19 protein-coding genes are annotated in these 20,117 nt (G+C 69.0%); 8 read left to right on the forward strand and 11 right to left on the reverse strand.

Features of this window, described 5'->3' with window-relative positions; all coding sequences use genetic code 11:
- Nucleotides 1-61: 61 nt before the first annotated feature.
- Nucleotides 62-1,474, reverse strand: coding sequence for a glucuronate isomerase (gene uxaC, locus FGX59_RS13745; RefSeq protein WP_138467217.1), 1,413 nt, complete (start codon nt 1,472-1,474; stop codon nt 62-64).
- Nucleotides 1,475-1,582: 108 nt separating this feature from the next.
- Between uxaC and FGX59_RS13750 the strand changes: the two genes are divergently transcribed.
- Nucleotides 1,583-2,278, forward strand: a complete 696-nt coding sequence (locus FGX59_RS13750; protein WP_138467219.1) for a GntR family transcriptional regulator — start codon at nt 1,583-1,585, stop codon at nt 2,276-2,278.
- Entirely contained in the window at nt 2,275-3,186 is a 912-nt protein-coding gene (locus tag FGX59_RS13755; protein ID WP_138467221.1) for a sugar kinase, read from the forward strand. Before FGX59_RS13750 ends, FGX59_RS13755 begins: the two co-directional genes overlap by 4 nt.
- 104 nt (nt 3,187-3,290) lie before the next feature.
- On the opposite strand, the gene FGX59_RS13760 is transcribed toward FGX59_RS13755, so the two are convergent.
- The 7 genes from FGX59_RS13760 to FGX59_RS13790 all read right to left on the reverse strand — a co-directional run bounded on the left by FGX59_RS13760 (nt 3,291) and on the right by FGX59_RS13790 (nt 11,417).
- Nucleotides 3,291-5,057, reverse strand: coding sequence for an acyl-CoA dehydrogenase (locus FGX59_RS13760; protein ID WP_138467223.1), 1,767 nt, complete (start codon nt 5,055-5,057; stop codon nt 3,291-3,293).
- A gap of 27 nt (nt 5,058-5,084) precedes the next feature.
- Entirely contained in the window at nt 5,085-6,008 is a 924-nt protein-coding gene (locus tag FGX59_RS13765; protein ID WP_138467225.1) for a branched-chain amino acid ABC transporter permease, read from the reverse strand.
- Nucleotides 6,009-6,018: 10 nt separating this feature from the next.
- On the reverse strand, nt 6,019-6,909 hold the full coding sequence (locus FGX59_RS13770; RefSeq protein ID WP_370296004.1) for a branched-chain amino acid ABC transporter permease: 891 nt from the start codon (nt 6,907-6,909) through the stop codon (nt 6,019-6,021).
- A gap of 58 nt (nt 6,910-6,967) precedes the next feature.
- The gene (locus FGX59_RS13775; protein WP_138467226.1) at nt 6,968-8,170 is read right to left on the reverse strand and encodes an ABC transporter substrate-binding protein; all 1,203 of its coding nucleotides are present in this window, start codon (nt 8,168-8,170) and stop codon (nt 6,968-6,970) included.
- A gap of 23 nt (nt 8,171-8,193) precedes the next feature.
- Nucleotides 8,194-8,892, reverse strand: coding sequence for an ABC transporter ATP-binding protein (locus FGX59_RS13780; protein ID WP_206078360.1), 699 nt, complete (start codon nt 8,890-8,892; stop codon nt 8,194-8,196).
- Nucleotides 8,893-8,957: 65 nt separating this feature from the next.
- Nucleotides 8,958-9,710: an ABC transporter ATP-binding protein gene (locus tag FGX59_RS13785; RefSeq protein WP_138467231.1), complete on the reverse strand. Its 753-nt coding sequence runs from the start codon at nt 9,708-9,710 to the stop codon at nt 8,958-8,960.
- A gap of 54 nt (nt 9,711-9,764) precedes the next feature.
- Nucleotides 9,765-11,417, reverse strand: a complete 1,653-nt coding sequence (locus FGX59_RS13790) for an acyl-CoA synthetase (protein WP_138467233.1) — start codon at nt 11,415-11,417, stop codon at nt 9,765-9,767.
- 146 nt (nt 11,418-11,563) lie between these two features.
- On the opposite strand from FGX59_RS13790, the gene FGX59_RS13795 reads away from it, so the two are divergent.
- The 6 genes from FGX59_RS13795 to FGX59_RS13820 all read left to right on the forward strand — a co-directional run bounded on the left by FGX59_RS13795 (nt 11,564) and on the right by FGX59_RS13820 (nt 17,974).
- Entirely contained in the window at nt 11,564-13,528 is a 1,965-nt protein-coding gene (locus FGX59_RS13795) for a PAS-domain containing protein (RefSeq protein ID WP_138467235.1), read from the forward strand.
- Entirely contained in the window at nt 13,528-14,262 is a 735-nt protein-coding gene (locus FGX59_RS13800) for a response regulator transcription factor (protein WP_138467237.1), read from the forward strand. Before FGX59_RS13795 ends, FGX59_RS13800 begins: the two co-directional genes overlap by 1 nt.
- A 133-nt stretch (nt 14,263-14,395) precedes the next feature.
- Entirely contained in the window at nt 14,396-15,307 is a 912-nt protein-coding gene (locus FGX59_RS13805) for a siderophore ABC transporter substrate-binding protein (protein WP_138467239.1), read from the forward strand.
- 21 nt (nt 15,308-15,328) lie between these two features.
- On the forward strand, nt 15,329-16,285 hold the full coding sequence (locus FGX59_RS13810) for an ABC transporter permease (protein ID WP_138467241.1): 957 nt from the start codon (nt 15,329-15,331) through the stop codon (nt 16,283-16,285).
- Complete coding sequence (locus tag FGX59_RS13815; RefSeq protein WP_138467243.1) at nt 16,275-17,219, forward strand: iron chelate uptake ABC transporter family permease subunit; 945 nt, start codon at nt 16,275-16,277, stop codon at nt 17,217-17,219. The genes FGX59_RS13810 and FGX59_RS13815 overlap by 11 nt, the downstream gene beginning before the upstream one ends.
- Nucleotides 17,216-17,974, forward strand: coding sequence for an ABC transporter ATP-binding protein (locus FGX59_RS13820; protein ID WP_138467245.1), 759 nt, complete (start codon nt 17,216-17,218; stop codon nt 17,972-17,974). The genes FGX59_RS13815 and FGX59_RS13820 overlap by 4 nt, the downstream gene beginning before the upstream one ends.
- A gap of 5 nt (nt 17,975-17,979) precedes the next feature.
- Here the strand turns inward: FGX59_RS13820 and FGX59_RS13825 are convergent, their stop codons facing one another.
- The 3 genes from FGX59_RS13825 to FGX59_RS13835 all read right to left on the reverse strand — a co-directional run bounded on the left by FGX59_RS13825 (nt 17,980) and on the right by FGX59_RS13835 (nt 20,111).
- Entirely contained in the window at nt 17,980-18,468 is a 489-nt protein-coding gene (locus FGX59_RS13825) for a cytochrome b (protein ID WP_138467247.1), read from the reverse strand.
- 98 nt (nt 18,469-18,566) lie between these two features.
- Nucleotides 18,567-19,349, reverse strand: a complete 783-nt coding sequence (locus FGX59_RS13830; RefSeq protein WP_138467249.1) for a 2-keto-4-pentenoate hydratase — start codon at nt 19,347-19,349, stop codon at nt 18,567-18,569.
- An 84-nt stretch (nt 19,350-19,433) separates the two neighbouring features.
- Entirely contained in the window at nt 19,434-20,111 is a 678-nt protein-coding gene (locus tag FGX59_RS13835) for an RraA family protein (protein ID WP_138467251.1), read from the reverse strand.
- Nucleotides 20,112-20,117: the final 6 nt, after the last annotated feature.

The following is a 20,117-nucleotide window of genomic DNA, read 5'->3' on the forward strand; positions in this document are numbered from 1 at the left end:
AACTGCGGGAATGCGGGGCCGGACGGAAGCTCTGCTCCCTCTCCCGTCCAGCCCGCGCGGATCACTTCAGGCCATAGGCATCCTTGGCCAGATTGTAGGTCAGGTCCTTCGCCACTTCGAAGGCGTCGGCCTCGCCCAGCCGCCCGGTGGCGACCAGCCCGGCCAGGTAGGAGCAGTCCGAGCGGCGCGCGACATCGTGGCGGGCCGGGATCGAGCAGAAGGCGCGGGTGTCGTCGTTGAACCCGGCGGTGTTGTAGAAGCCCGCCGTCTCCGTGGTCATCTCGCGGAAGCGCTTGATGCCCTCGTAGCTGTCATGGAACCACCAGGGCGGGCCGAGGCGCAGCGCCGGATAGACCCCGGCCAGCGGCGCCAGCTCGCGCGAATAGACGGTCTCGTCGAGCGTGAAGAGGATGATCCGCAGCTTCGGATCCATGCCCACCGCGTTCAGCAGCGGCGAGAGATGGCCGACATAGTCGGTGCGGCCGGGGATGTCGAAGCCCTTGTCGCGGCCATGCTCGGCGAAGACGCCAGCATGGTGGTTGCGGCGGCTGCCCGCGTGGATCTGCAGGGTCAGCCCGTCCTCGAGGCTCATCCGCCCCATCTCGGTCAGCATCTGGCCGCGGAAGGCATCGGCCTCTTCCGGCGTGCAGGTCCCGGCCAGCGCCTTCTGGAACAGCGCCGCCGCCTCGTTCTGCGGCAGATCCTCGGTGCGGGCCGAAGGGTGGCCGTGATCCGAGGCCGTGGCGCCGCCGAATTCCTTGAAATAGGCGCGCCGCGCACGATGGGCGTTCAGGTAGCCTTCCCAGGTCGAGGTGTCCTCGCCGGTCAGCGCGCCGAGCTGCTCGACATTGCCCGCGAAACCCTCGAATTCGGGATCGACCACGGCATCGGGACGGTAGGTCGTCACCACCTTGCCGCCCCAGCCCGAAGCGGTGATCGCCTTGTGCCATTTCAGGTCGTCGAGCGCGCCCTCGGTGGTGGCGAGAAGCTCGATGCCGAAGCGCTCGTAGAGGGCGCGCGGCGTGAATTCGGGGGTGGCCAGCTTGGCGTCGATATGGTCGTAGTACTCATCGGCCGTGGCCGCCGAGAGCGGCGTGTCGAGGCCGAAGACGAACTGGAAGGAGTGGTTCAGCCACATGGCCGAGGGGGTGCCCCGGAACAGGTGGAAATTCTCGGCGAAGAGGCGCCAGATCTTGCGAGGATCGGTCTCGGTCTGGCCGCCGTCGACGCGCGGCACGCCCAGATCGGTCAGCGGGATCCCCTGGCTGACCAGCATGCGGAAGACATAGTGGTCGGGGATGACGAACAGCTCGGCCGGGTTGGGAAAGCGCTCGTTCTCGGCGAACCAGCGCGGGTCGCAATGGCCGTGCGGCGACACGATCGGCATGTCCGCCACGCTTTCGAAAAGGCGGCGTGCAAGTCCGCGCAGGCCGGGCTCTGCCGGAAACAGGCGGTCGGGATCGGTCAGGCTCATCTTCTGCCCCTTTGAATCGGATCTTCTAGCTCACTGATATGCTAGTCTGATAGTTGTGTCAAAGCGCGAATGCCGTATACTGGCGGCAAGAGGAGCAGCCGGACCGCCATGCCAGACACGATCGCCCCCCTATCCGCCATACAGACCGCGACGGCCACAGATCAGGTCTTCGAGGCGCTCTACCACGCGCTCATCACCTTCGGGCTGCCGCCCGGCACCAAGGTGTCCGAGGCGGAAATCGCCAAGCAGCTGGGCGTGTCGCGCCAGCCGGTGCGCGACGCCTTCTTCCGGCTCTCGCAGCTGGGCTTCCTGTCGATCCGCCCGCAGCGGGCGACGCTGATCACCAAGATCTCCGAGAAGGGCGTGCACCAGGCCGCCTTCGTGCGCGCCGCGCTCGAGGCCGCCTGCATCCGCGACGCGGTGAAGCACATCACCGAAGAGGACCTGGCCGAGCTCTCGACGCTGATGGCGCGCCAGAAGCTCGCCACCGAGACCGGTCCGCGCAGCGTCTTCCACGAGCTCGACGACCTCCTGCACAAGCGCATCTGCGAGATGTCGGGCCATGGCTATGCCTGGTCGCTGATCCAGGAGCAGAAGGCGCATATCGACCGCGTGCGCTTCCTGTCGCTTTCCTTCGGACAGCAGGACGCCTATGACCAGCATGTGACGATCGTCGCGGCCCTGGCCGCGCGCGATCCGGATGCCGCCGAGACCTGCCTGCGCGACCATCTCAGCCGGATCCGCAATATCCTACCCGTGGTGCGCGCCGAGCATCCGCAGTATTTCGAGGACCCCGACCAATGACCCGCTTTCTCGCCATCGGCGAATGCATGATCGAAATGTCCCCCACCCCGGAGGGCACCTACGCGATGGGCTTCGCCGGCGACACGTTCAACTCCGCCTGGTACGCGAAGCGCCTCGGCGGGCCGGATCTGGACGTGGCCTATCTCTCGGCCGTCGGCGATGACGGCCCCTCGGCGCAGATGGCCGACTTCATGCGCGCCGCCGGCGTCGCGCCCGAGCTCGCGGTCCGCAAGGGCGGCACGGTCGGGCTCTACATGATCTCGCTGAAGAACGGCGAGCGCAGCTTCTCCTACTGGCGCTCCACCGCCGCGGCGAAGAGCCTGGCCGACGATCTGGAGGCCCTTCCCGCGGGCGCGGGCGACTTGGCGCTCTTCTCGGGGATCACCATGGCGATCCTGCCCGAGGCCGGGCGGCAGCGCCTGCTGGACGTGCTGGCAAAGGCGCGCCGCGAGGGCGTGCGGATTGCCTTCGACCCGAATCTGCGGCCGCGGCTCTGGGCCTCCACCGAAGAGATGTGCCACTGGGTGAGCGAAGCGGCGAAGGTCGCGGATATCGCACTGCCCTCCTACGAGGACGAGGAGGCGTATTTCGGCGATGTCTCGAAGCGCGCCACGGCTGATCGCTATGCTGCCGCGGGGGCGTGCCTGGTGGTGGCCAAGGACGGGCCGGAGCCGGTGCTGATCCTCGAGAACGGCGCCGAGACCCTGGTGCCGCCGCAGATCGTCGCCGAGATCACGGACACGACCGCGGCAGGCGACAGCTTCAATGCGGGCTTCCTGACGGCCCTGGCGCGCGGCGCCAGCCCGGCGGAGGCCGCCGATCTGGGATGCCGCGTCTCGGCACAGGTGGTGACGAAGCGCGGGGCACTGGTCTCGATCGATCTTCCGGGCATCGGCATTCCGGCCTGAGCCGCCCCCTCACCCCGGCCCTCTCCCCGGCGGGGAGAGGGAGTGCGCTCGGGTCCGGGGCGGGGTGAGGGTGCGGGAGAGGGTGTCCCTCTCCCGCCCTGCCCTCAGGCGAAGCAGTCTTCGGGCAGCGCGGCGACCGCCTCGGTGCCTGCGACCACCGCGTCCCGGCGCGCGGCGGCTTCCGGGAAGATCTGGCCGCGGAAGAACTCGGCCAGCCGGATCCGTCCCTCGCGCTCGCCCTCGTCCATGCCGGATTTAAGCGCCGCGCGATGGGCGCCATAGCCCATCTGCCAGCCGCCGAGCGCCACGCCGAAGCCGTGGAGCACATTGACGGCGGCCGCGTTCTGCATCGCGGGCTCGTCCTTCATCGCCAAGAGCCAGTCGACCAGCTCGCTGATCAGATCGGCGGCGGTGTCGATCATCTCCGCCATCGCCGCCCAGTCGGCCTGGTTGCCCTGGGTGGCGCGCACCGCATCGGCATCGGCGCGCATCTGCGCGACGATCTCGCCCGCCGCCCGGCCGCCGTCGCGGGTGATCTTGCGCCCCGCCAGGTCGAGCGCCTGGATGCCGGTCGTGCCCTCGTAGATCGTGGTGATCCGCGCATCGCGGTAGAATTGCGCCGCGCCGGTCTCCTCGACGAAGCCCATGCCGCCATGGACTTGCACCCCGGCAGAGGCGACATCGACCGCCATCTCGGTGCCCCAGCCCTTCACCACCGGGATCAGCAGGTCGACCCGGCGCTGGTGATAGCCGCGCGCCTCCGCATCCGGGTTCCGCGCGGCATGGTCCAGCGAGGCCGCGGCGAGGCAGGCGAGCGCGCGCGCCGCCAGCGTCTTCGCCCGCATCGCGCCGACCATGCGGCGGACGTCGCCATGGAAGAGGATCGGATCGCCCGCCTGCCCGCCCGAGGGCGTGCCCTGGCGGCGCTCCCGCGCATAGGCCAGCGCCACCTGGTAGGCATGCTCCGCCACGCCGATCCCCTGCACGCCGACATTGAGCCGCGCGTTGTTCATCATGGCGAACATGTATTGCAGCCCCTTGTGCGGCTCGCCGATCAGCCAGCCCTTGGCGCCGCCCGTGTCGCCGAAGGCGAGCGTGCAGGTCGGCGAGGCATGGATGCCGAGCTTGTGCTCGATCGAGACGCAGCGCACGTCGTTCCCGGTGCCGTCCTCGAGGAACTGCGGCACGAGGAAGAGCGAGATCCCCTTCACCCCCGCGGGCGCGTCCGGCAGCCGGGCCAGCACCAGGTGGATGATGTTGTCGGTCAGGTCATGCGTGCCGTAGGTGATGAAGATCTTCTGGCCCGAGATCCGGTAATGGTCGCCCTCGGGTTCCGCCTTCGAGCGGATCGCCGCCAGATCCGAGCCCGCCTGCGGCTCGGTGAGGTTCATCGTGCCGGTCCATTCGCCGGAGACGAGCTTCGGCAGGTAGGCCTCCTTCAGCGCGTCGGAGGCGTAGCCCTCCAGCGCCTCGATGGCACCCTGCGTCAGCATCGGGCAGAGCTGGAAGGACATGTTGGCGCCCTGGAACATCTCCTGGATGCAGGTATTCACCGCTTGGGGCAGGCCCATGCCGCCATGCTCGGGGCTGGCGGAGGGGCTGTTCCAGCCCATCTCGACAAGCTGGCCATAGGCCGCCTTCCAGCCCGCGGGCGTGGTCAGCTTGCCGTCCGCGAATTTGAGCCCCTCGATATCGCCCGGGCGGTTCAAGGGGGCCAGCACCTCGCCCGCGAACTTCCCCGCCTCCTCGAGGATCGCGGCCACCGTGTCGGGGGTCGCGTCCTCCAGCCCCGGCAGGGCCGCGATGGCGTCGAGACCGCAGAGCTCCTCGAGGATGAACTGCATGTCTCTGAGGGGGGCGGAATAGGTCATGGGGGGATCCTTTCACTCGGGAACGGTTCAGAACGATTTCTGGAGGAAGGCGCGCAGCTCGCCGATCACGCCGCGGCGGAAGCTGAGCACGCAGATCACGAAGATCACCCCCAGGACGACCGGGACCCAGGCCGATAGCGGACCAGACGCAAGCAGATTCTGCAATGCGACGATGATGCCCGCGCCGACGGCCGGACCCGCGATCGTGCCCACGCCGCCCAGAAGCGTCATCAGCACCACCTCGCCCGACATGTGCCAATGCGCGTCGGTCAGCGAGGCGAGCTGGAAGACCACGGTCTTCAGCGCGCCGGCCAGCCCGGCGAGCGTCGCGGACAGCACGAAGGCCTGCAGCTTGTAGCGCTCGACATCGTAGCCCAGCGAGACCGCGCGGGGCTCGTTGTCGCGGATCGCCCGCAGCACCTGGCCGAAGGGCGAATGCACGGTGCGGGCGATCAGCCAGAAGGCGGCGAGGAAGATCGCGAGGGTGAAATAGTACATGGCCATGTTGTCCTGCAGGTCGATCATACCCAGCAGGCGGCCGCGCGGCACGCCCTGCAGGCCGTTCTCGCCCCCGGTGAAGGGCGCGGAGATGAAGAGGAAATAGGCCATCTGCGCCAGCGCCAGCGTGATCATGGCGAAGTAGATGCCCTGGCGGCGGATGGCGAGCATCCCCGCGGCGAGCCCCATCACCCCGGCGGCGGCGGCGCCTGCCAGGATGCCCAGCTCCGTCGGCAGGCCCCAGACCTTGATCGCATGGCCCGCGACATAGGCGGCGCCGCCGAAGAAGGCGGCATGACCGAAGCTCAGGAGCCCGCCGAAGCCGAGGATCAGGTTGAAGGCGCAGGCGAAGAGCGCGAAGCAGAGGAACTTCATCAGGAGCACCGGATAGACGAAGAACGGTGCGGCGATGAGCAGGAGAAGGGCGGCGGCATAGCCGAGTTTCGTGGTCATGGCGCCCTCCTCACGCGGTCCGGCCGAAGAGGCCCGCAGGCCGCAGCACCAGCACGATGGCCATCACGAAGAAGATCACCGTCGCCGAGGCCTCGGGCCAGTAGACCTTGGTCAGCCCCTCGATCAGCCCCATGCCGAGCCCGGTGACGACCGCGCCCATGATCGAGCCCATGCCGCCGATCACCACCACGGCGAAGACGACGATGATCAGGTTCGAGCCCATCAGCGGCGAGACCTGGGTGATCGGCGCCGCCAGCACGCCGGCGAAGGCGGCAAGCCCCACGCCGTAGCCATAGGCCAGCGTGGTCAGCAGGGGCACGTTCACCCCGAAGGCCTGCAGGAGCTTGGGGTTCTCGGTCCCGGCGCGCAGATAGGCGCCGATCTTGGTCCTCTCGAAGATGTACCAGGTCACGCCGCAGGCGATCAGCGAGGCGACGACCACCCAGCCGCGGTACCAGGGCAGGAACATGAAGCCCAGGTTGATGCCGCCGGTCAGCGCCTTCGGCGTCGGATAGGGCTGGCCCGAGGCGCCGAAGAGCTTGATGAAGACGCCCTCGATCACCAGCGCCAGGCCGAAGGTCAGCAGGAGCCCGTAGAGATGGTCGACCCCCGCCAGGCGGCGCAGCAGGAAGCGCTCGATCAGCATGCCGAAGCCGCCGACGAGCACCGGCGCCACGATCAGCGCGGCCCAGTAGTTCAGCCCCAGGAAGGTCGCCAGCCCCCAGGCCGAGAAGGCGCCGAGCATGTAGAGCGCGCCATGGGCGAAATTCACGATATTGAGCAGGCCGAAGATCACCGCGAGCCCGAGCGACAGGACGGCGTAGAACGCCCCGTTGATCAGGCCGAGCAGGAGCTGGCCGAAGAGCACCTGCGGCGGAAAGCCCAGAAGGTCAGTCAGCATGGCATCATCCCGGTAAGGTCAGGAGACCCCCCGCGCCACGCGCGGGAGGCCGGGAAAGTCACTTGGTCGGGCAGGTGCTTTCCTCCAGCGTGCCATAGGCTTCTTCGCCCGGGATGGTGCGGACGATGTCGTAGTAGTCCCAGGGGCCCTTCGATTCCGCGGGCGACTTGACCCGCGCCAGGTACATGTCATGCACCATCCGCCCGTCCGAGCGGATCACCCCGCCCTTGGCGAAGAAGTCGTCGATCGGCCGGTCGCGCATCCACTCCATCACGGTGTCGGTGTCGTCCGAGCCCGTCGCCTCGATCGCCTTGAGGTAGAAGCTGACCGAGGAATAGACGCCGGCCTGCACCATCGAGGGCATCGAGCCGGTGCGCTCCATGAACTTCTCGGACCAGGCGCGGGTCTCGTCATCCATGTCCCAGTAGAAGCCGGTGGTCAGCTGGATGCCCTGCGCGGTCTCCAGCCCCAGCGCATGCACGTCGGTGATGAACATCAGCAGCGCCGCCAGCGACTGCCCCGCCGCCACCAGGCCGAATTCGTTCGCCGCCTTGATCGCGTTGGTCGTGTCGGCCCCGGCATTGGCCAGGCCGATCACCTTGGCGCCCGAGCCCTGCGCCTGCAGCACGAAGGAGGAGAAGTCCGAGGCCGGGAAGGGATGCCGGATGGAGCCCAGCACCTTGCCGCCCGCCGCCTCGACCACCTTGGTCACGTCGGCTTCCAGCGCCTGGCCGAAGGCGTAGTCGGCGGTCAGGAAGTACCAGGTGTCGCCGCCCTCGGCCACGACCGCCTTGCCGGTGCCGTTGGCCAGCGCGGTGGTCGAATAGGTGTAGTGGATGCCCGAGGGGATGCAGGCGTCGTTGGTCAGGGGCGAGGAGGCCGCGCCGGAGACCAGCACCACCTTGTTCTGCTGCTTGGCGATCTCGAAGACCGCCATCGCGGTCGAGGTCGTCACCAGCTCGGCGAAGGCGTCGACCTGCTCGTTCTCGCCCCATTCGCGCGCCTTGTTGGCGGCGATGTCGGCCTTGTTCTGGTGGTCGGCCGTGACCAGCTCGACCGGCACGCCGGCGACCGTGCCGCCGATGTCCTCGATCGCCATCTTCGCGGCCTCGACCGCGCCCGGCCCGGCCAGGTCCGAATAGGTGCCGGACATGTCGGTCAGAAGGCCGATCTTCACCACGCCGTCGGAGATCTCCGCCGAGGCAGAGGCCGCCATGGCCAGGGTCGATGCGCCAAGCGCAAGCGTTTTCAGGGTTTTCATGTGTCTCCTCCCAGTCACATTCGTCAGACGCTCAGGTATTCGTCGAAGACGTGAGCCTTGGTCTCCAGCTCATCGGCGGCCACGGTTTCTGCGATATGCCCGTGATCCATGATGAAATGCCGGTCCGCGAGCGGCGCCGCGAAGCGGAAGTTCTGCTCCACCAGAACGATCGTGTAGCCGCGCGCCTTGAGCACGCCGAGCACGTCGGCGAGCTTGTCGACGATCACCGGGGCGAGCCCTTCGGTGATCTCGTCGAGCAGCAGGATGTCCGCCCCGGTGCGCAGGATCCGCGCCATGGCCAGCATCTGCTGCTCGCCCCCCGAGAGCCGCGTGCCGGGGCTGCGGCGGCGCTCGGCCAGGTTGGGGAACATCTCGTAGAGCTCCTCCACCGTCATGCCGCCTCCCGCGACGACGGGGGGCAGCAGCAGGTTCTCCTCCACCGAGAGCGAGGCGAAGATGCCGCGCTCTTCGGGGCAGTAGCCGACGCCGAGATGGGCGATGGCATGGGGCGGGCGGCCGATCACCTCCTCGCCTTTGAGCATGATCGAGCCGGTGCGCCGCCCGATCAGCCCGACGATCGAGCGCAGCGTCGTCGTCCGCCCGGCGCCGTTGCGGCCCAGCAGCGTGACCAGCTCGCCGCGGTAGACGCTCAGGTCGATGCCGTGCAGGGCGTGGCTCTCGCCGTAGAAGGCATGCAGGTCGGAGATGCGGATCTCGGTGATCCTCTCGGCCGCATGCGCGCCGCCGAGCTCGTGGTTGTGGCCGTCGCCGGGCAGATCCAGGAGGGTCATGCCGCCCTCCCCATATAGGCTTCCTTGACACGCGGATCGGCGGAGACCTCGGCATAGGTGCCCTCGGTCAGGATCGCCCCGCGCTGCAGCACGGTGATCCGGTCGCACAGCGCCGAGACCACGCCCAGGTTGTGCTCCACCATCAGCACGGTGCGGGACTTCGCGACCTCGCGGATCAGCTCGGTGATCCTGGCGACATCCTCGCGGCCCATGCCCTGGGTCGGCTCGTCGAGCAGCATCAGCTTCGGCTCCTGCGCCAGCGTCGTGGCGATCTCCAGCGCGCGCTTGCGGCCATAGGCCATCTCGTGGACCTCGGTCTCGGCGTAGCGCTCCAGCCCGACCATGGCGAGAAGCTCCAGCGCGCGGGCGTCGAGCACCTTCAGCGAGCTCTCGGAGCGCCAGAAATGGAAGGAGGTGCCGAGCTTGCGCTGCAGCGAGACGCGGACATTCTCCAGCGCGGTCATGTGCGGGAAGACGGCCGAGATCTGGAAGCTGCGGACCATGCCCATCCGGGCGATCTGGGCGGGCTTGGCGCGGGTGATGTCCTGCCCGTCATAGCGCATCGTGCCGCGGGTCGGCTGGTGGACCTTGGTCAGGAGGTTGAAGACGGTGGTCTTGCCGGCCCCGTTCGGGCCGATCAGCGCATGGATGTCGCCCTTGCGCACTTTCAGGGTCACGTCGTCCACCGCGGTGAAGCCGAGGAAATCCTTGCTCAGCCCGTCGGTGACGAGGATATGCTCATCGCTCATGGGAAATCCGTGATTGCAGTTGCATCGGGGCGGCGGCACCGCCGCCCGGCGGGCTCAGGCCTTGGCCTTGTCCCGCGCCTGGTCGCGCAGCACGTATTTCTGGATCTTGCCGGTCGAGGTCTTGGGCAGCTCGGTGAAGACGACCGAGCGCGGCGCCTTGAAATGCGCCATGTGGTCCCGGCAGAAGGCGATGACCTCCTCCGCGGTCAGCGTGACCCCGGGCTTCAGCGTGACGAAGGCGCAGGGCGTCTCGCCCCATTTCTCGTCCGGCTTCGCCACGACCGCGGCCTCCATGATGCCGGGATGCTTGTAGAGCACGTCCTCCACCTCGACCGAGGAGATGTTCTCGCCGCCCGAGATGATGATGTCCTTCGAGCGGTCCTTCAGCTCGACATAGCCGTCGGGATGAATGACGCCCAGATCGCCCGAGGCGAACCAGCCGCCCTTGAAGGCCTTGGCGGTTGCCGAGGGGTTCTTCAGGTAGCCCTTCATCACGTTGTTGCCGCGCATGAAGATCTCGCCCATGGTCTGGCCGTCCGAGGGGACCGGCTCCAGCGTGTCGGGATCGGCCACCATCAGCCCGTCGAGCGCGACGTTCTTGACCCCCTGGCGCGATTTCAGCCGCGCCTTCGCCTCGGCCGAGAGCCCGTCCCATTCGTCGCCCTTCCAGGCGCAGACCACCGAGGGCCCGTAGGTCTCGGTCAGGCCGTAGACATGGGTGACCTCGACGCCCATCGCCTCCATCTTCTCGATGACGGCGGCGGGCGGGCTGGCCCCGGCGGTCATCACCTTCACCTCGTGGGAGAAGTCCTTCAGCTCGTCCGGGGCATTGGCCAGCAGGTTCAGCACGATCGGCGCGCCGCAGAAATGGCTGACCTTCTCCTCGCGGATCAGCTCGAAGATGCGATCCGCGCGGACCGCGCGCAGGCAGACGCAGACGCCCGCATTCGCCGCGATCGCCCAGGGAAAGCACCAGCCGTTGCAATGGAACATCGGCAGCGTCCAGAGATAGCGCGAATGCTGCGCCATGCCCCAGGTCACGATCATCGAGAGGGCGTTGAGATGCGCGCCGCGGTGGTGGTAGACGACGCCCTTCGGGTCGCCCGTGGTGCCCGAGGTGTAGTTCAGGCTGATCGCGTCCCATTCGTCGCCGGGAGGGGCCCAGGCGAATTCCGGATCGCCCTCCTCGACCAGCGCGTCATAGCCGATGCTGCCCACCGGCGCGCCGCCCTCGAAGGTCGGATCGGCGATGTCGATCACCAGCAGATCCGCGGCATGGCCGGTCATCCGCACCGCGCGGGCGGTGACGTCGGCGAATTCGGGATCGACGATCACCGCGCGGGCCTCGCCATGGTTGAGGATGAAGGCGATCGCCTCGGCATCGAGCCGGGTGTTGATCGTGTTCAGCACCGCCCCGGCCATCGGCACGGCGAAATGCGCCTCGAACATCTCGGGGATGTTGGCCGCCACGATGGCGACCGTGTCGCCCTTGCCGATCCCGCGCGCGGCAAGCGCCGAGGCCAGCCGGCGGCAGCGCGCATAGGTTTCCGACCAGGTGCGCCGCACCGGCCCGTGCACCACCGCCAGGTTGTCGGGATAGATCGCGGCCGTCCGCTCCAGGAAGCTCAGCGGCGTCAGCGCCGCGTAATTCGCCCCGGTCCTGTCCAGACCCGTCTCGTAGATATTGACTCCGCCCGTTCCGGACATCTGTCACCTCCCCGCAGAAATCCCGATTAGGGCATGTGTGGCGCGGCGATGTTTCCCAAGATTTGCGCAAATCTTACGAATTGTAACGGGGTCTTCGCGGCCGTTAAAAAAGGCCTAGACTGGTCTGACCCGAGGGAAGAGGGGCGATGTATCACGCGACACAGGCCGATTCCAGCGCTGACGAGCTGTTCCAGGCAGGGCTGGACCATATCGACCAGGGGATCACCATCTTCGACCGCAACCTGCGGCTGGTCGGCTGGAACCGCCGGTTCCTCGACCTGCTGGGCTTCCCCGAGGACCTGGCCTATCCCGGCGCGCCCTTCGAGATCTTCATCCGCCACAATGCCGAGCGCGGCGAATACGGCCCCGGCGATGCCGGCGAGCAGACCCGATTCCGCGTCGAGCGCGCCCGGCTCTTCGAGCCGCATCTCTTCGAGCGCCAGCGCCCCGACGGGCGCATCCTGCGCGTCGAGGGCGTGCCGATGACCACCGGCGGCTTCGTCACCGTCTATACCGACATCACCAACGAGAAGAGCCGCGAGGTGGTGCAGGAGCACCTGATCCGCGAGCGGACCGCGGCGCTGCGGCTGAGCGAGGAGCGGCTGCGGCTGATCGCCGACGAGGTGCCCGCGGGCATCGCCCAGGTGGGCAGCGACATGCGCGTCAGCTTCGCCAATATCCGCTTCGCCCGCGCCTACGGCCTGTCGCCGACCGAGATCCTGGGCAAGAGCTGCGCCGACATCCTCAAGCCCGAGACGCTCAGCTTCTCGCGGCCCTATTTCGAGCAGGCGCGCCAGGGCATCCCGGTCGATTACGAGATGACCGTCACCCTGCCCTCGGGCCGGGTGATCGAGATCCGCACCTTCCTGCGCCCCGACCGCCCCGGCGACGGCACGCCCTGCGGCTTCTACCTGCTGTCGGTCGACATCACCCGGCTGAAGAAGGCGACCGCCGCGGCGCTGCAGGCGCAGAAGATGGATGCGCTCGGCCAGCTCTCCTCGGGGATCGCGCATGATTTCAACAACCTGCTAACGGTCATCATCGGCAATCTGGTGCCGCTCTGCGACCGGCTGGGCGACAGCGAGATCACCCGCGAGCTGGCGCAGCCCGCGCTTGCCGCCGCGCGGCGGGGGGCGAATTTCACCCGGCGGCTGCTGGCGGTCGCGCGGCGCCAGGCGCTGCAGCCCTCGGCGGTCGATGTCGAGGACGCGATCGGCCAGCTCGTCAAGCTGCTGCGCCCGTCCCTGCCCGACAATGTCGAGCTCTCCACCCGGCTGCGCGGCGGATCGAAGCCCGCCTTCGTCGATCCCGGCCAGCTGGAAATGGCGCTCTTGAATCTCGCGATCAACGCCCGTGACGCGCTGAAGGAGGGCGGGCGGATCGAGCTGTCGACCATGCATCACCGGCTGGGCCCGGCCGAGGCGGAGCCCCTGAAGCTGCGCCCGGGCGACTATGTCCGCGTCTCGGTGGCCGATGACGGCCCTGGCATGCCGGCCGCCACCGCCGCCCGCGCCTTCGAGCCGTTCTTCTCCACCAAGACCGATGGCGGCGGCTCGGGGCTGGGGCTGGCAATGGTCTACGGCTTCGTCCGCCAGTCCGAGGGGGCGATCCAGCTCGACACTTCCGAGGGCGGCGGCACGCGCTTCGACATCTTCCTGCCCGCCGCGCTGCGCGACGCGCCGCCGCCCGAGGGCGCCGAGGACGAGATCCTGCTCAGCGGCGAGGCGCCGGGGCTGGCGCTGCTGGTGGAGGACAATCCCGAAGTGCGCCGGGTGATCCGCCGCCAGATCGCCGATCTGGGCTATCCGATCATCGAGGCGGCCTCGGCCGAGGAGGCGGAGGAGACGCTGGACGCGGTCTCGGACATCCATCTGGTCGTCACTGACGTGGCGATGCCCGGCGGCATGGACGGGCGCGAACTGGCCGCGCGGATCCGCGCCGCGCGCCCGGGCATTGCGGTCATCGTCATGACCGGCCATAGCGAAGTGCCTTCGACCGAGACCGGCGCCGCGGCGATTCCCTTCCTGAGGAAGCCCTTCGAACGCCCCGCGCTTGCCGCCGCCATCGCGGCCGAGGCCGCCCGCATCGCCTGCCTGGAGGAGAAGGCCTGATGGCCCAGCTGGTATTCCTGCTCGAGGACGACGCCGATGTCGCCGCCGTGCTGCGCCGTTCGCTCGAAGAGCACGGCTTCGAGGTGGAGCGCTTCGCCCGCCGCGCCGATATCGTCGCCCGGCTCGGCCGCGTGCGCCCCGATGTCTGCCTGGTCGATCTCGGCCTGCCCGACGGCGACGGGCTGAGCGTCGTCGGCCATCTGATGCGCGACCTCTCGATCCCGACGATCATCGTCTCGGGGCGCGGCGAGGTCACCGACCGCGTGGTCGGGCTGGAGCTCGGCGCCGACGACTACCTGGTCAAGCCCGTCGAGCCGCGCGAGCTGGTGGCGCGGGTCCGCTCGCTCCTGCGCCGCGCGGCCGCCGCCCAGGCGCCCGACCGCACCCGCCAGGTCGCCCGCTTCGACGGCTGGATCGCCGATTTCAGCGCCTGCACTCTGACCGATCCGGGCGGCAGCACGGCCTCGCTCTCGGCGGCGGAGGCCTCCTTGCTGCGCGCCTTCGTCCATGCCGCGGGCCGGGTGCTGAGCCGCCGCTTCCTGCTGGATATCGAGGGGCCCTCGGATCTGGAGACCTTCGACCGGGCGATGGATGTGCGCATCTCTCGGCTGCGCCGCAAGCTCGGCGACGACCCCAAGAAACCGCGCGCGATCAAGACGGTCTACGGCGCCGGCTATGTCTTCACCCCGCGGGTCGAATGGCTGCAGGGCGCGGCCCAGACCGAGGCACCGTGACGCGGTCGCAGGTATTTGATCGAAACAGTCGGAATTAGCCTGTACTCTCCATCGGGTTGACCCTAGTGATCACGGAAAAAGGAGCCAGCCGCCGCAAGCTCTCGTGATGTCCCCGCTTTCCAGGAGCCTGCCCATGGAGATCCTCCCCTCTCTTGCCGTCTTCGGCCTTGCGGCGCTCGCCGCCTCTGCCGCCGCTGCCGACCCGCTGAGCATCGACACCGCGCGCGGTCCGGTGGAGCTCGACGGCCGTCCCGCCGTCATCGCCGCCTATGACACGGCCGCCATCGACACGCTCGAGGCGCTCGGCGTCGAGATCGCGGGCGCGCCCGATCCGCTGCTCGTGCCCTATCTGCAGGATGTGGTGGCCGAAGCGGAAGGCGTCGGCACGCTCTTCGAGCCCGACCTGGAGAAGCTGGCGCAGCTCGCGCCCGACCTGATCATCGTCGGCGGCCGCTCCGCGGCGCAGCTCGACTCGGTGGCGCGCGTCGCCCCGGCGATCGACATGACCATCCCGACGGAGAACCTGGTCGAGACCGCGCTGGCGCGGGTCGAAGCCTATGGCGCGCTGACCGGCCACGAGGCCGAGGCCGAGGCGCTGGAAGGCGAGCTGCAGGCCAAGCTGGCCGCCGCGCGGGCCGCGGTCGAGGGCAAGGGCAACGGGCTGGTGATCCTGACCAACGGGCCGAAGATCTCGGCCTATGGCGCGGGCTCGCGCTTCGGCTGGGTCCATTCCGCCGTCGGCCTGCCGGAAGCGCGCGAAGGGCTCTCCACCCAGACCCATGGCGAGGCGGTCTCCTTCGAGTTCATCGCCGAGGTGAACCCCGACTGGCTGCTGGTCGTCGACCGCGGCGCGGCGATCGGCGCCGAGGGCGAGAGCGCGGCACAGACGCTGGACAACGCGCTGGTGCGCGAGACCACCGCCTGGAAGACCGGCCAGGTCGTCTACCTGGACCCGGCGCGCATGTACATCGCGGGCGGCGGCGTGCAGGCGCTGGACGGCGTGCTCGACCAGATCGAGCAGGCCTTCGACGCAGCCGACAGCTGATCCCGGCCTCTAGCCGCCGCCATGAGCCGTCCCCTCCTCCTGACCTGCCTCGCGCTTGCGGGGCTGGTCCTCGCCTCGGTGTCGATCGGGGCCGCCTCCGTCTCTCCCTGGCACCTGCTGAGCGATCCCGAAGGCACGAAGCTGCTGTTCCTGAGCCGCTTGCCGCGCACCGCCGCGGCCATGCTCTCGGGCGCCTCGATGGCGGTCGCGGGCGTGATCATGCAGCTCCTGGTGCGCAACCGCTTCGTCGAGCCCTCGACCACCGGCACGGTGGAGGCGGCGATGCTGGGGCTCCTGGCCGTGACCATGCTGGCCCCGGGCGTGCCGATCCTCGGCAAGATGGGCATCTCCGCGGCCGCGGCGCTTCTCGGCATGGCGGGCTTCCTGGCGCTGATCCGGCGCCTGCCCCCCGAAGAGCCGCTGATGGTCCCGCTGGTCGGCATCATCTATAGCGGCATCATCGGCGCGGGCACGACCTTCGTCGCCTACCAGGCCGACCTGCTGCAATACCTGGGCACCTGGATGAACGGCGAGTTCTCGGGCGTGCTCGCCGGGCGCTACGAACTGCTGTGGCTCGCGGGGCTCGTCGCCGGGCTGGCCTATCTCTATGCCGACCGCTTCACCATCGCCGGGCTGGGCGAGACCGCCAGCATCGGGCTGGGGCTGAACTACGCCCAGACGCTGTGGATCGGGCTCGTGACTGTCTCGGTCGTCACCGCCATGGTCGTCGTGACCGTCGGCGCCGTGCCGTTCGTCGGGCTCGTGGTGCCCAATATCGTGGCGCGGATCATGGGAGACAACCTGCGCGCCTCGCTGCCCGTGATGGCCGGGATGGGCGCCGGGCTGGTGCTGGCCTCCGACGTGCTGGGCCGGATCCTGCGCTTCCCCTACGAAATCCCCGCCGGGACGATCTTCGGCGCCGTCGGCGCGGCGGTCTTCCTGTGGCTCCTGCTGGGACCCAAGCGCCGTGCCCGATAGACGCCTGACGATCCTGGGCCTCGGCCTTCTGGCGGCCTGCGCCTTCTTCCTGTTCTGGGGGCTGAAGGGCCCCGCCGGCTTCATCCTGGAGCTGCGCGCGACCAAGCTCGCCGCGCTCCTACTCGTCGGCGCGGCGGTGGGCATCTCGACGGTGGTGTTCCAGACGGTCACCGGCAACCGCATCCTGACGCCCTCGATCATGGGCTTCGACTCGCTCTTCCTGCTGGTGCAGAGCCTGATGGTGCTGACGATGGGCGGGCTCGGCTACGTGATGACCGACGGGCCGGCGAAGTTCCTGCTCGATACCGGGCTGATGATGGCCGCCTCGCTGATGCTGTTCACGCTGCTGATGGGGCGCGGCCGCGGCGACCTGCACCGGATGATCCTGGCGGGCGTCATCATCGGCCTCTTCTTCCGCTCGATGACCGCCTTCGTGCTGCGGCTGATCGATCCCAGCGAGTTCTCCGTCGTCCAGCAGGTGATGTTCGCCAGCTTCGGCGCGGTCGACACCACGCAGCTCGCCATCGCCGCCGTGCTGTTCCTCGCCGTCTTCGCCGCGATCTGGAAGCTGGCCCCTGCCCTCGACATCGTCGCGCTCGGCCGCGACAGCGCGGTCGGGCTGGGGCTGCGCTATGACCGATTGGCAATGGTCCTGCTGCTGCTGGTCTCGGCGCTGGTGGCGGTCTCGACCGCGCTGGTCGGGCCGATCAGCTTCCTCGGGCTCCTCGTCGCGGCGCTGGCCCATGAGGTCGTGAAGACGCCGCGCCATGTGCTGCTGCTGCCGGCCGCGGCGCTGATCGCCGGGCTGGTGCTGGTGATCGGCCAGGGCGTCTTCGAGCGCCTGCTGGGCCTGCAATCCACGCTCGCCGTCATCATCGAGTTCTTCGGCGGGCTCCTCTTCCTCTATCTCGTCATGGGAGGCCGCCGCCGATGATCACCGTCCGCAATCTCAGCCACCGGATCGGCAGCGCGGAGATCCTGCACGATCTGAGCCTCGATTTCCCGAAGGACGGGATCACCGCCATCATCGGCCCGAACGGCGCGGGGAAATCGACGCTGATGGGGCTGATGGCGCGGCTGGTGCCGATCCAGACCGGCAAGGTGGAGATCGACGGCCATTGCGTGGCGAAGACGCGGACCGAGGCGCTGGCCCGGCGCATGGCGATCGTCACCCAGCGGGTCGGCGTGGCCAGCCGGCTGCGGGTCGGCGACCTGGTGGGCTTCGGCCGCTGGCCGCATCACCATGGGCGGCCGCGGGACGAGGACCATGCCGCGGTGGAGCGCGCGCTTGCCGCCTTCGACCTGACGGAGCTGCGCGACCGCTTCCTCGACGAGCTCTCCGGCGGGCAGAACCAGCGCGCCTTCATCGCCATGGGGCTGGCGCAGGAGACCGACTGGCTGCTGCTTGACGAGCCCTTGAACAATCTCGACATGTACCATGCCCGCGCGCTGATGGCGCGGATCCACGCGCTCAGCCGCGAGGGCGGGCGTTCGGTCGTGATGGTGGTCCATGACATCAACTACGCCGCCGCCTGGGCCGACCATATCGTCGCGCTGGAGAACGGGCGGCTGGCCTTCGAGGGCGCGCCGCGCGAGGTGCTGACCGCCGAACGGCTGTCGCGCCTCTTCGGCATGGAGATCGGCGTGGAGGAGATCGGCGGCCGCCCGACTGTCCTCCACCACGCCTGAGGGGCTCAGCGCATCCGCGCCAGGACGTCGGTCTTCCACCAGAACTGGTGCACCAGCGCCGCGGCCACATGCAGGATGACAAGCGCCATCAAGAGGTTGGTCAGCGTCTCGTGCAGCCCGGCGGCCGGTCCGATCTGGCCGAACCAGGCGGCGAGCCCGGTCAGCGGCAGCACGAAGAGCAGCACGTAGATCGCCGCATGCGCGATCTTCGAGGCGAGCCTGGCAAGCGCCGGTTCGGCCTCGGGCTCGGCCGGGCTGCCATGGCTCAGCCGCAGGACCAGCCGCCAGGCGGCCAGCGCGAGGACGAGGATACCGATGGCGATATGCAGGACCGGCACCGCCGAGTAGCTGGCCGTGCCGGTTTCCATCAGCTGGTGGAAGGGGCGGCCCATGCCGTCGAAAAGGAAGTACTGCGCGGCGAGCAGCACGACCACCGCCCAGTGAAGCGCCTTCTGCGTGACCGTGAAGCGCTCGGCTTGCTTGAAGAAATCCATGTCCGTCTCCGGGGTTGGCAAACGTCTATGGATGTCTAACGTGCCGGGCGCGATTTCCGTCGCGCCCGGGCGTCGCTGCGGCCGCCTGCCGCGCGGGTTCAGCCGAAGCTGACCGCGATGCTGCCGAGCGGCCCGAAATCGGCGAGGACGGAATCCCCCGGCGCCACCGGAACCGGCCGGGTGAAGCTGCCGCTGAGGATGATGTCGCCCGCGCGCAGCCCCTCGCCCGCCGCGGCCAGCCGCTGCGCCAGCCACAGGAGCCCGGCCAGCGGATCGCCGCCGAGGCCCGCCGAGACGCCGGTCTCCTCGACCACGCCGTTGCGCGCCAGAACGGCGGCGATCCAGCCGAGATCGAGCCCGCCGAGCGGCCGCTTCCTGCCGCCGGTCACCACCGCGCCGAGGCCTGCATTGTCGGAAATCGTGTCGAGGATCGTCGCGGGCTCCTCGGTGCGGCTGTCGGCGATCTCCAGCGCCGGGGCGACGCAGGCGATGGCCGCCAGCAGATCGCCGCGGGCGATCTCGGGCCCGGAAAGATCCGAGCCCATGGTGATCGCCAGCTCCGCCGTCACCAGCGGCCGGGCGAAGGTGCCGCGGCCGAATTCCGCGCCGTCGGAGAACAGCGCATCCTCGAAGATCACGCCGCAATCGGGACCCGAGACCCGGGCCGCCGCCTGCATCGGCCGCGCGGCCAGGCCGATCTTGCGGCCCGCGATCCGCGCGCCCTCGCCCAGCCTCAGCCGGGCCCAGCGGTCCTGGATGTCATAGGCATCCTCCAGCGTCATGCCGGAGAAGATGCGGGAAGGCTGGGCGCAGGTCTCGCGGGTCCTGCCCGCCTCCCAGATGGCCTCGGCCGCGGCCTGGCGGTCGTCTTCGGTCAGCACGTGTCTTGTCCCTCTCGATCCTGCCCGCGCCGGGATGGCGCGGGGTCGATCTGTCCAAGCACGTGCTCTGCCACGCGCGGAGGCCTACTTGGCGAGCTTCGCCTCGACCATCCTGGTCGCGCCCGAGAGCTGGCCCAGATGGGTGCCCGCGGTGACCTTCGGCTCGTTGACCTTGCTGGCCGCGGTCTTCTGCTCGCCGATCTCGATCACCTCGTCGAGGTCCTCGGGGGCGATGAAGAGGATGCCGGTGTCGTCCGCCAGCACCGCATAGCCCGGCAGCGCCGCCGCCCCGCCGATCGAGACCGGCACGTTGAAGCCGCCGCCGGAGTCGTAGAGGCGCGTGGTGACCGGGGACGGACCGCGCGACCACATCGGGAACTGCTGCTCCTCGATTTCCAGCGTGTCGGTATGCGGACCGTCGACGCAGCCGCCGTCGAGCCCGATCATTGCCGCCATCCGGGTGACGCCGCCGCCCCAGCAGGCGTACTTGGTGTCGCCGAGACGGTCGACGGCCAGGAAGTAGCCCGAGCCGCACTGGCTGAGGCAGTGGTGCAGCAGCGTGGAGTCGAGCCCGGGGATCGCCAGCGTCACCAGCGTCGAGGCGACGGTCTTGCCGCGCAGCACCGGCTGGATCGTGGGGGCCGCGAAGCCGAAATGGTAGAAATGGCCGATGGTCGCCGTTTCCAGCTTGGCCAGACGGTCGAGCTTCTCCTGCGGGATCGGCGCGGGCATCGGGTTCAGCTTGTAGACGAGATTGGACATGGGGAC

Source organism: Poseidonocella sp. HB161398 (assembly GCF_005870025.1).
GTDB lineage: Bacteria > Pseudomonadota > Alphaproteobacteria > Rhodobacterales > Rhodobacteraceae > Mangrovicoccus.

What these genes read in the sequence shown, in the direction of transcription:
- FGX59_RS13810 (WP_138467241.1), top strand. Translation starts at nt 15,329, where the DNA reads ATGAGCCGTCCCCTCCTCCTGACCTGCCTCGCGCTTGCGGGGCTGGTC.
- FGX59_RS13775 (WP_138467226.1), bottom strand. Translation starts at nt 8,170, where the DNA reads ATGAAAACCCTGAAAACGCTTGCGCTTGGCGCATCGACCCTGGCCATG.
- FGX59_RS13770 (WP_370296004.1), bottom strand. Translation starts at nt 6,909, where the DNA reads ATGCTGACTGACCTTCTGGGCTTTCCGCCGCAGGTGCTCTTCGGCCAG.
- FGX59_RS13800 (WP_138467237.1), top strand. Translation starts at nt 13,528, where the DNA reads ATGGCCCAGCTGGTATTCCTGCTCGAGGACGACGCCGATGTCGCCGCC.
- FGX59_RS13805 (WP_138467239.1), top strand. Translation starts at nt 14,396, where the DNA reads ATGGAGATCCTCCCCTCTCTTGCCGTCTTCGGCCTTGCGGCGCTCGCC.
- FGX59_RS13790 (WP_138467233.1), bottom strand. Translation starts at nt 11,417, where the DNA reads ATGTCCGGAACGGGCGGAGTCAATATCTACGAGACGGGTCTGGACAGG.
- FGX59_RS13835 (WP_138467251.1), bottom strand. Translation starts at nt 20,111, where the DNA reads ATGTCCAATCTCGTCTACAAGCTGAACCCGATGCCCGCGCCGATCCCG.
- FGX59_RS13760 (WP_138467223.1), bottom strand. Translation starts at nt 5,057, where the DNA reads ATGACCTATTCCGCCCCCCTCAGAGACATGCAGTTCATCCTCGAGGAG.
- FGX59_RS13820 (WP_138467245.1), top strand. Translation starts at nt 17,216, where the DNA reads ATGATCACCGTCCGCAATCTCAGCCACCGGATCGGCAGCGCGGAGATC.
- FGX59_RS13765 (WP_138467225.1), bottom strand. Translation starts at nt 6,008, where the DNA reads ATGACCACGAAACTCGGCTATGCCGCCGCCCTTCTCCTGCTCATCGCC.
- uxaC (WP_138467217.1), bottom strand. Translation starts at nt 1,474, where the DNA reads ATGAGCCTGACCGATCCCGACCGCCTGTTTCCGGCAGAGCCCGGCCTG.
- FGX59_RS13755 (WP_138467221.1), top strand. Translation starts at nt 2,275, where the DNA reads ATGACCCGCTTTCTCGCCATCGGCGAATGCATGATCGAAATGTCCCCC.
- FGX59_RS13825 (WP_138467247.1), bottom strand. Translation starts at nt 18,468, where the DNA reads ATGGATTTCTTCAAGCAAGCCGAGCGCTTCACGGTCACGCAGAAGGCG.
- FGX59_RS13750 (WP_138467219.1), top strand. Translation starts at nt 1,583, where the DNA reads ATGCCAGACACGATCGCCCCCCTATCCGCCATACAGACCGCGACGGCC.
- FGX59_RS13785 (WP_138467231.1), bottom strand. Translation starts at nt 9,710, where the DNA reads ATGAGCGATGAGCATATCCTCGTCACCGACGGGCTGAGCAAGGATTTC.
- FGX59_RS13795 (WP_138467235.1), top strand. Translation starts at nt 11,564, where the DNA reads ATGTATCACGCGACACAGGCCGATTCCAGCGCTGACGAGCTGTTCCAG.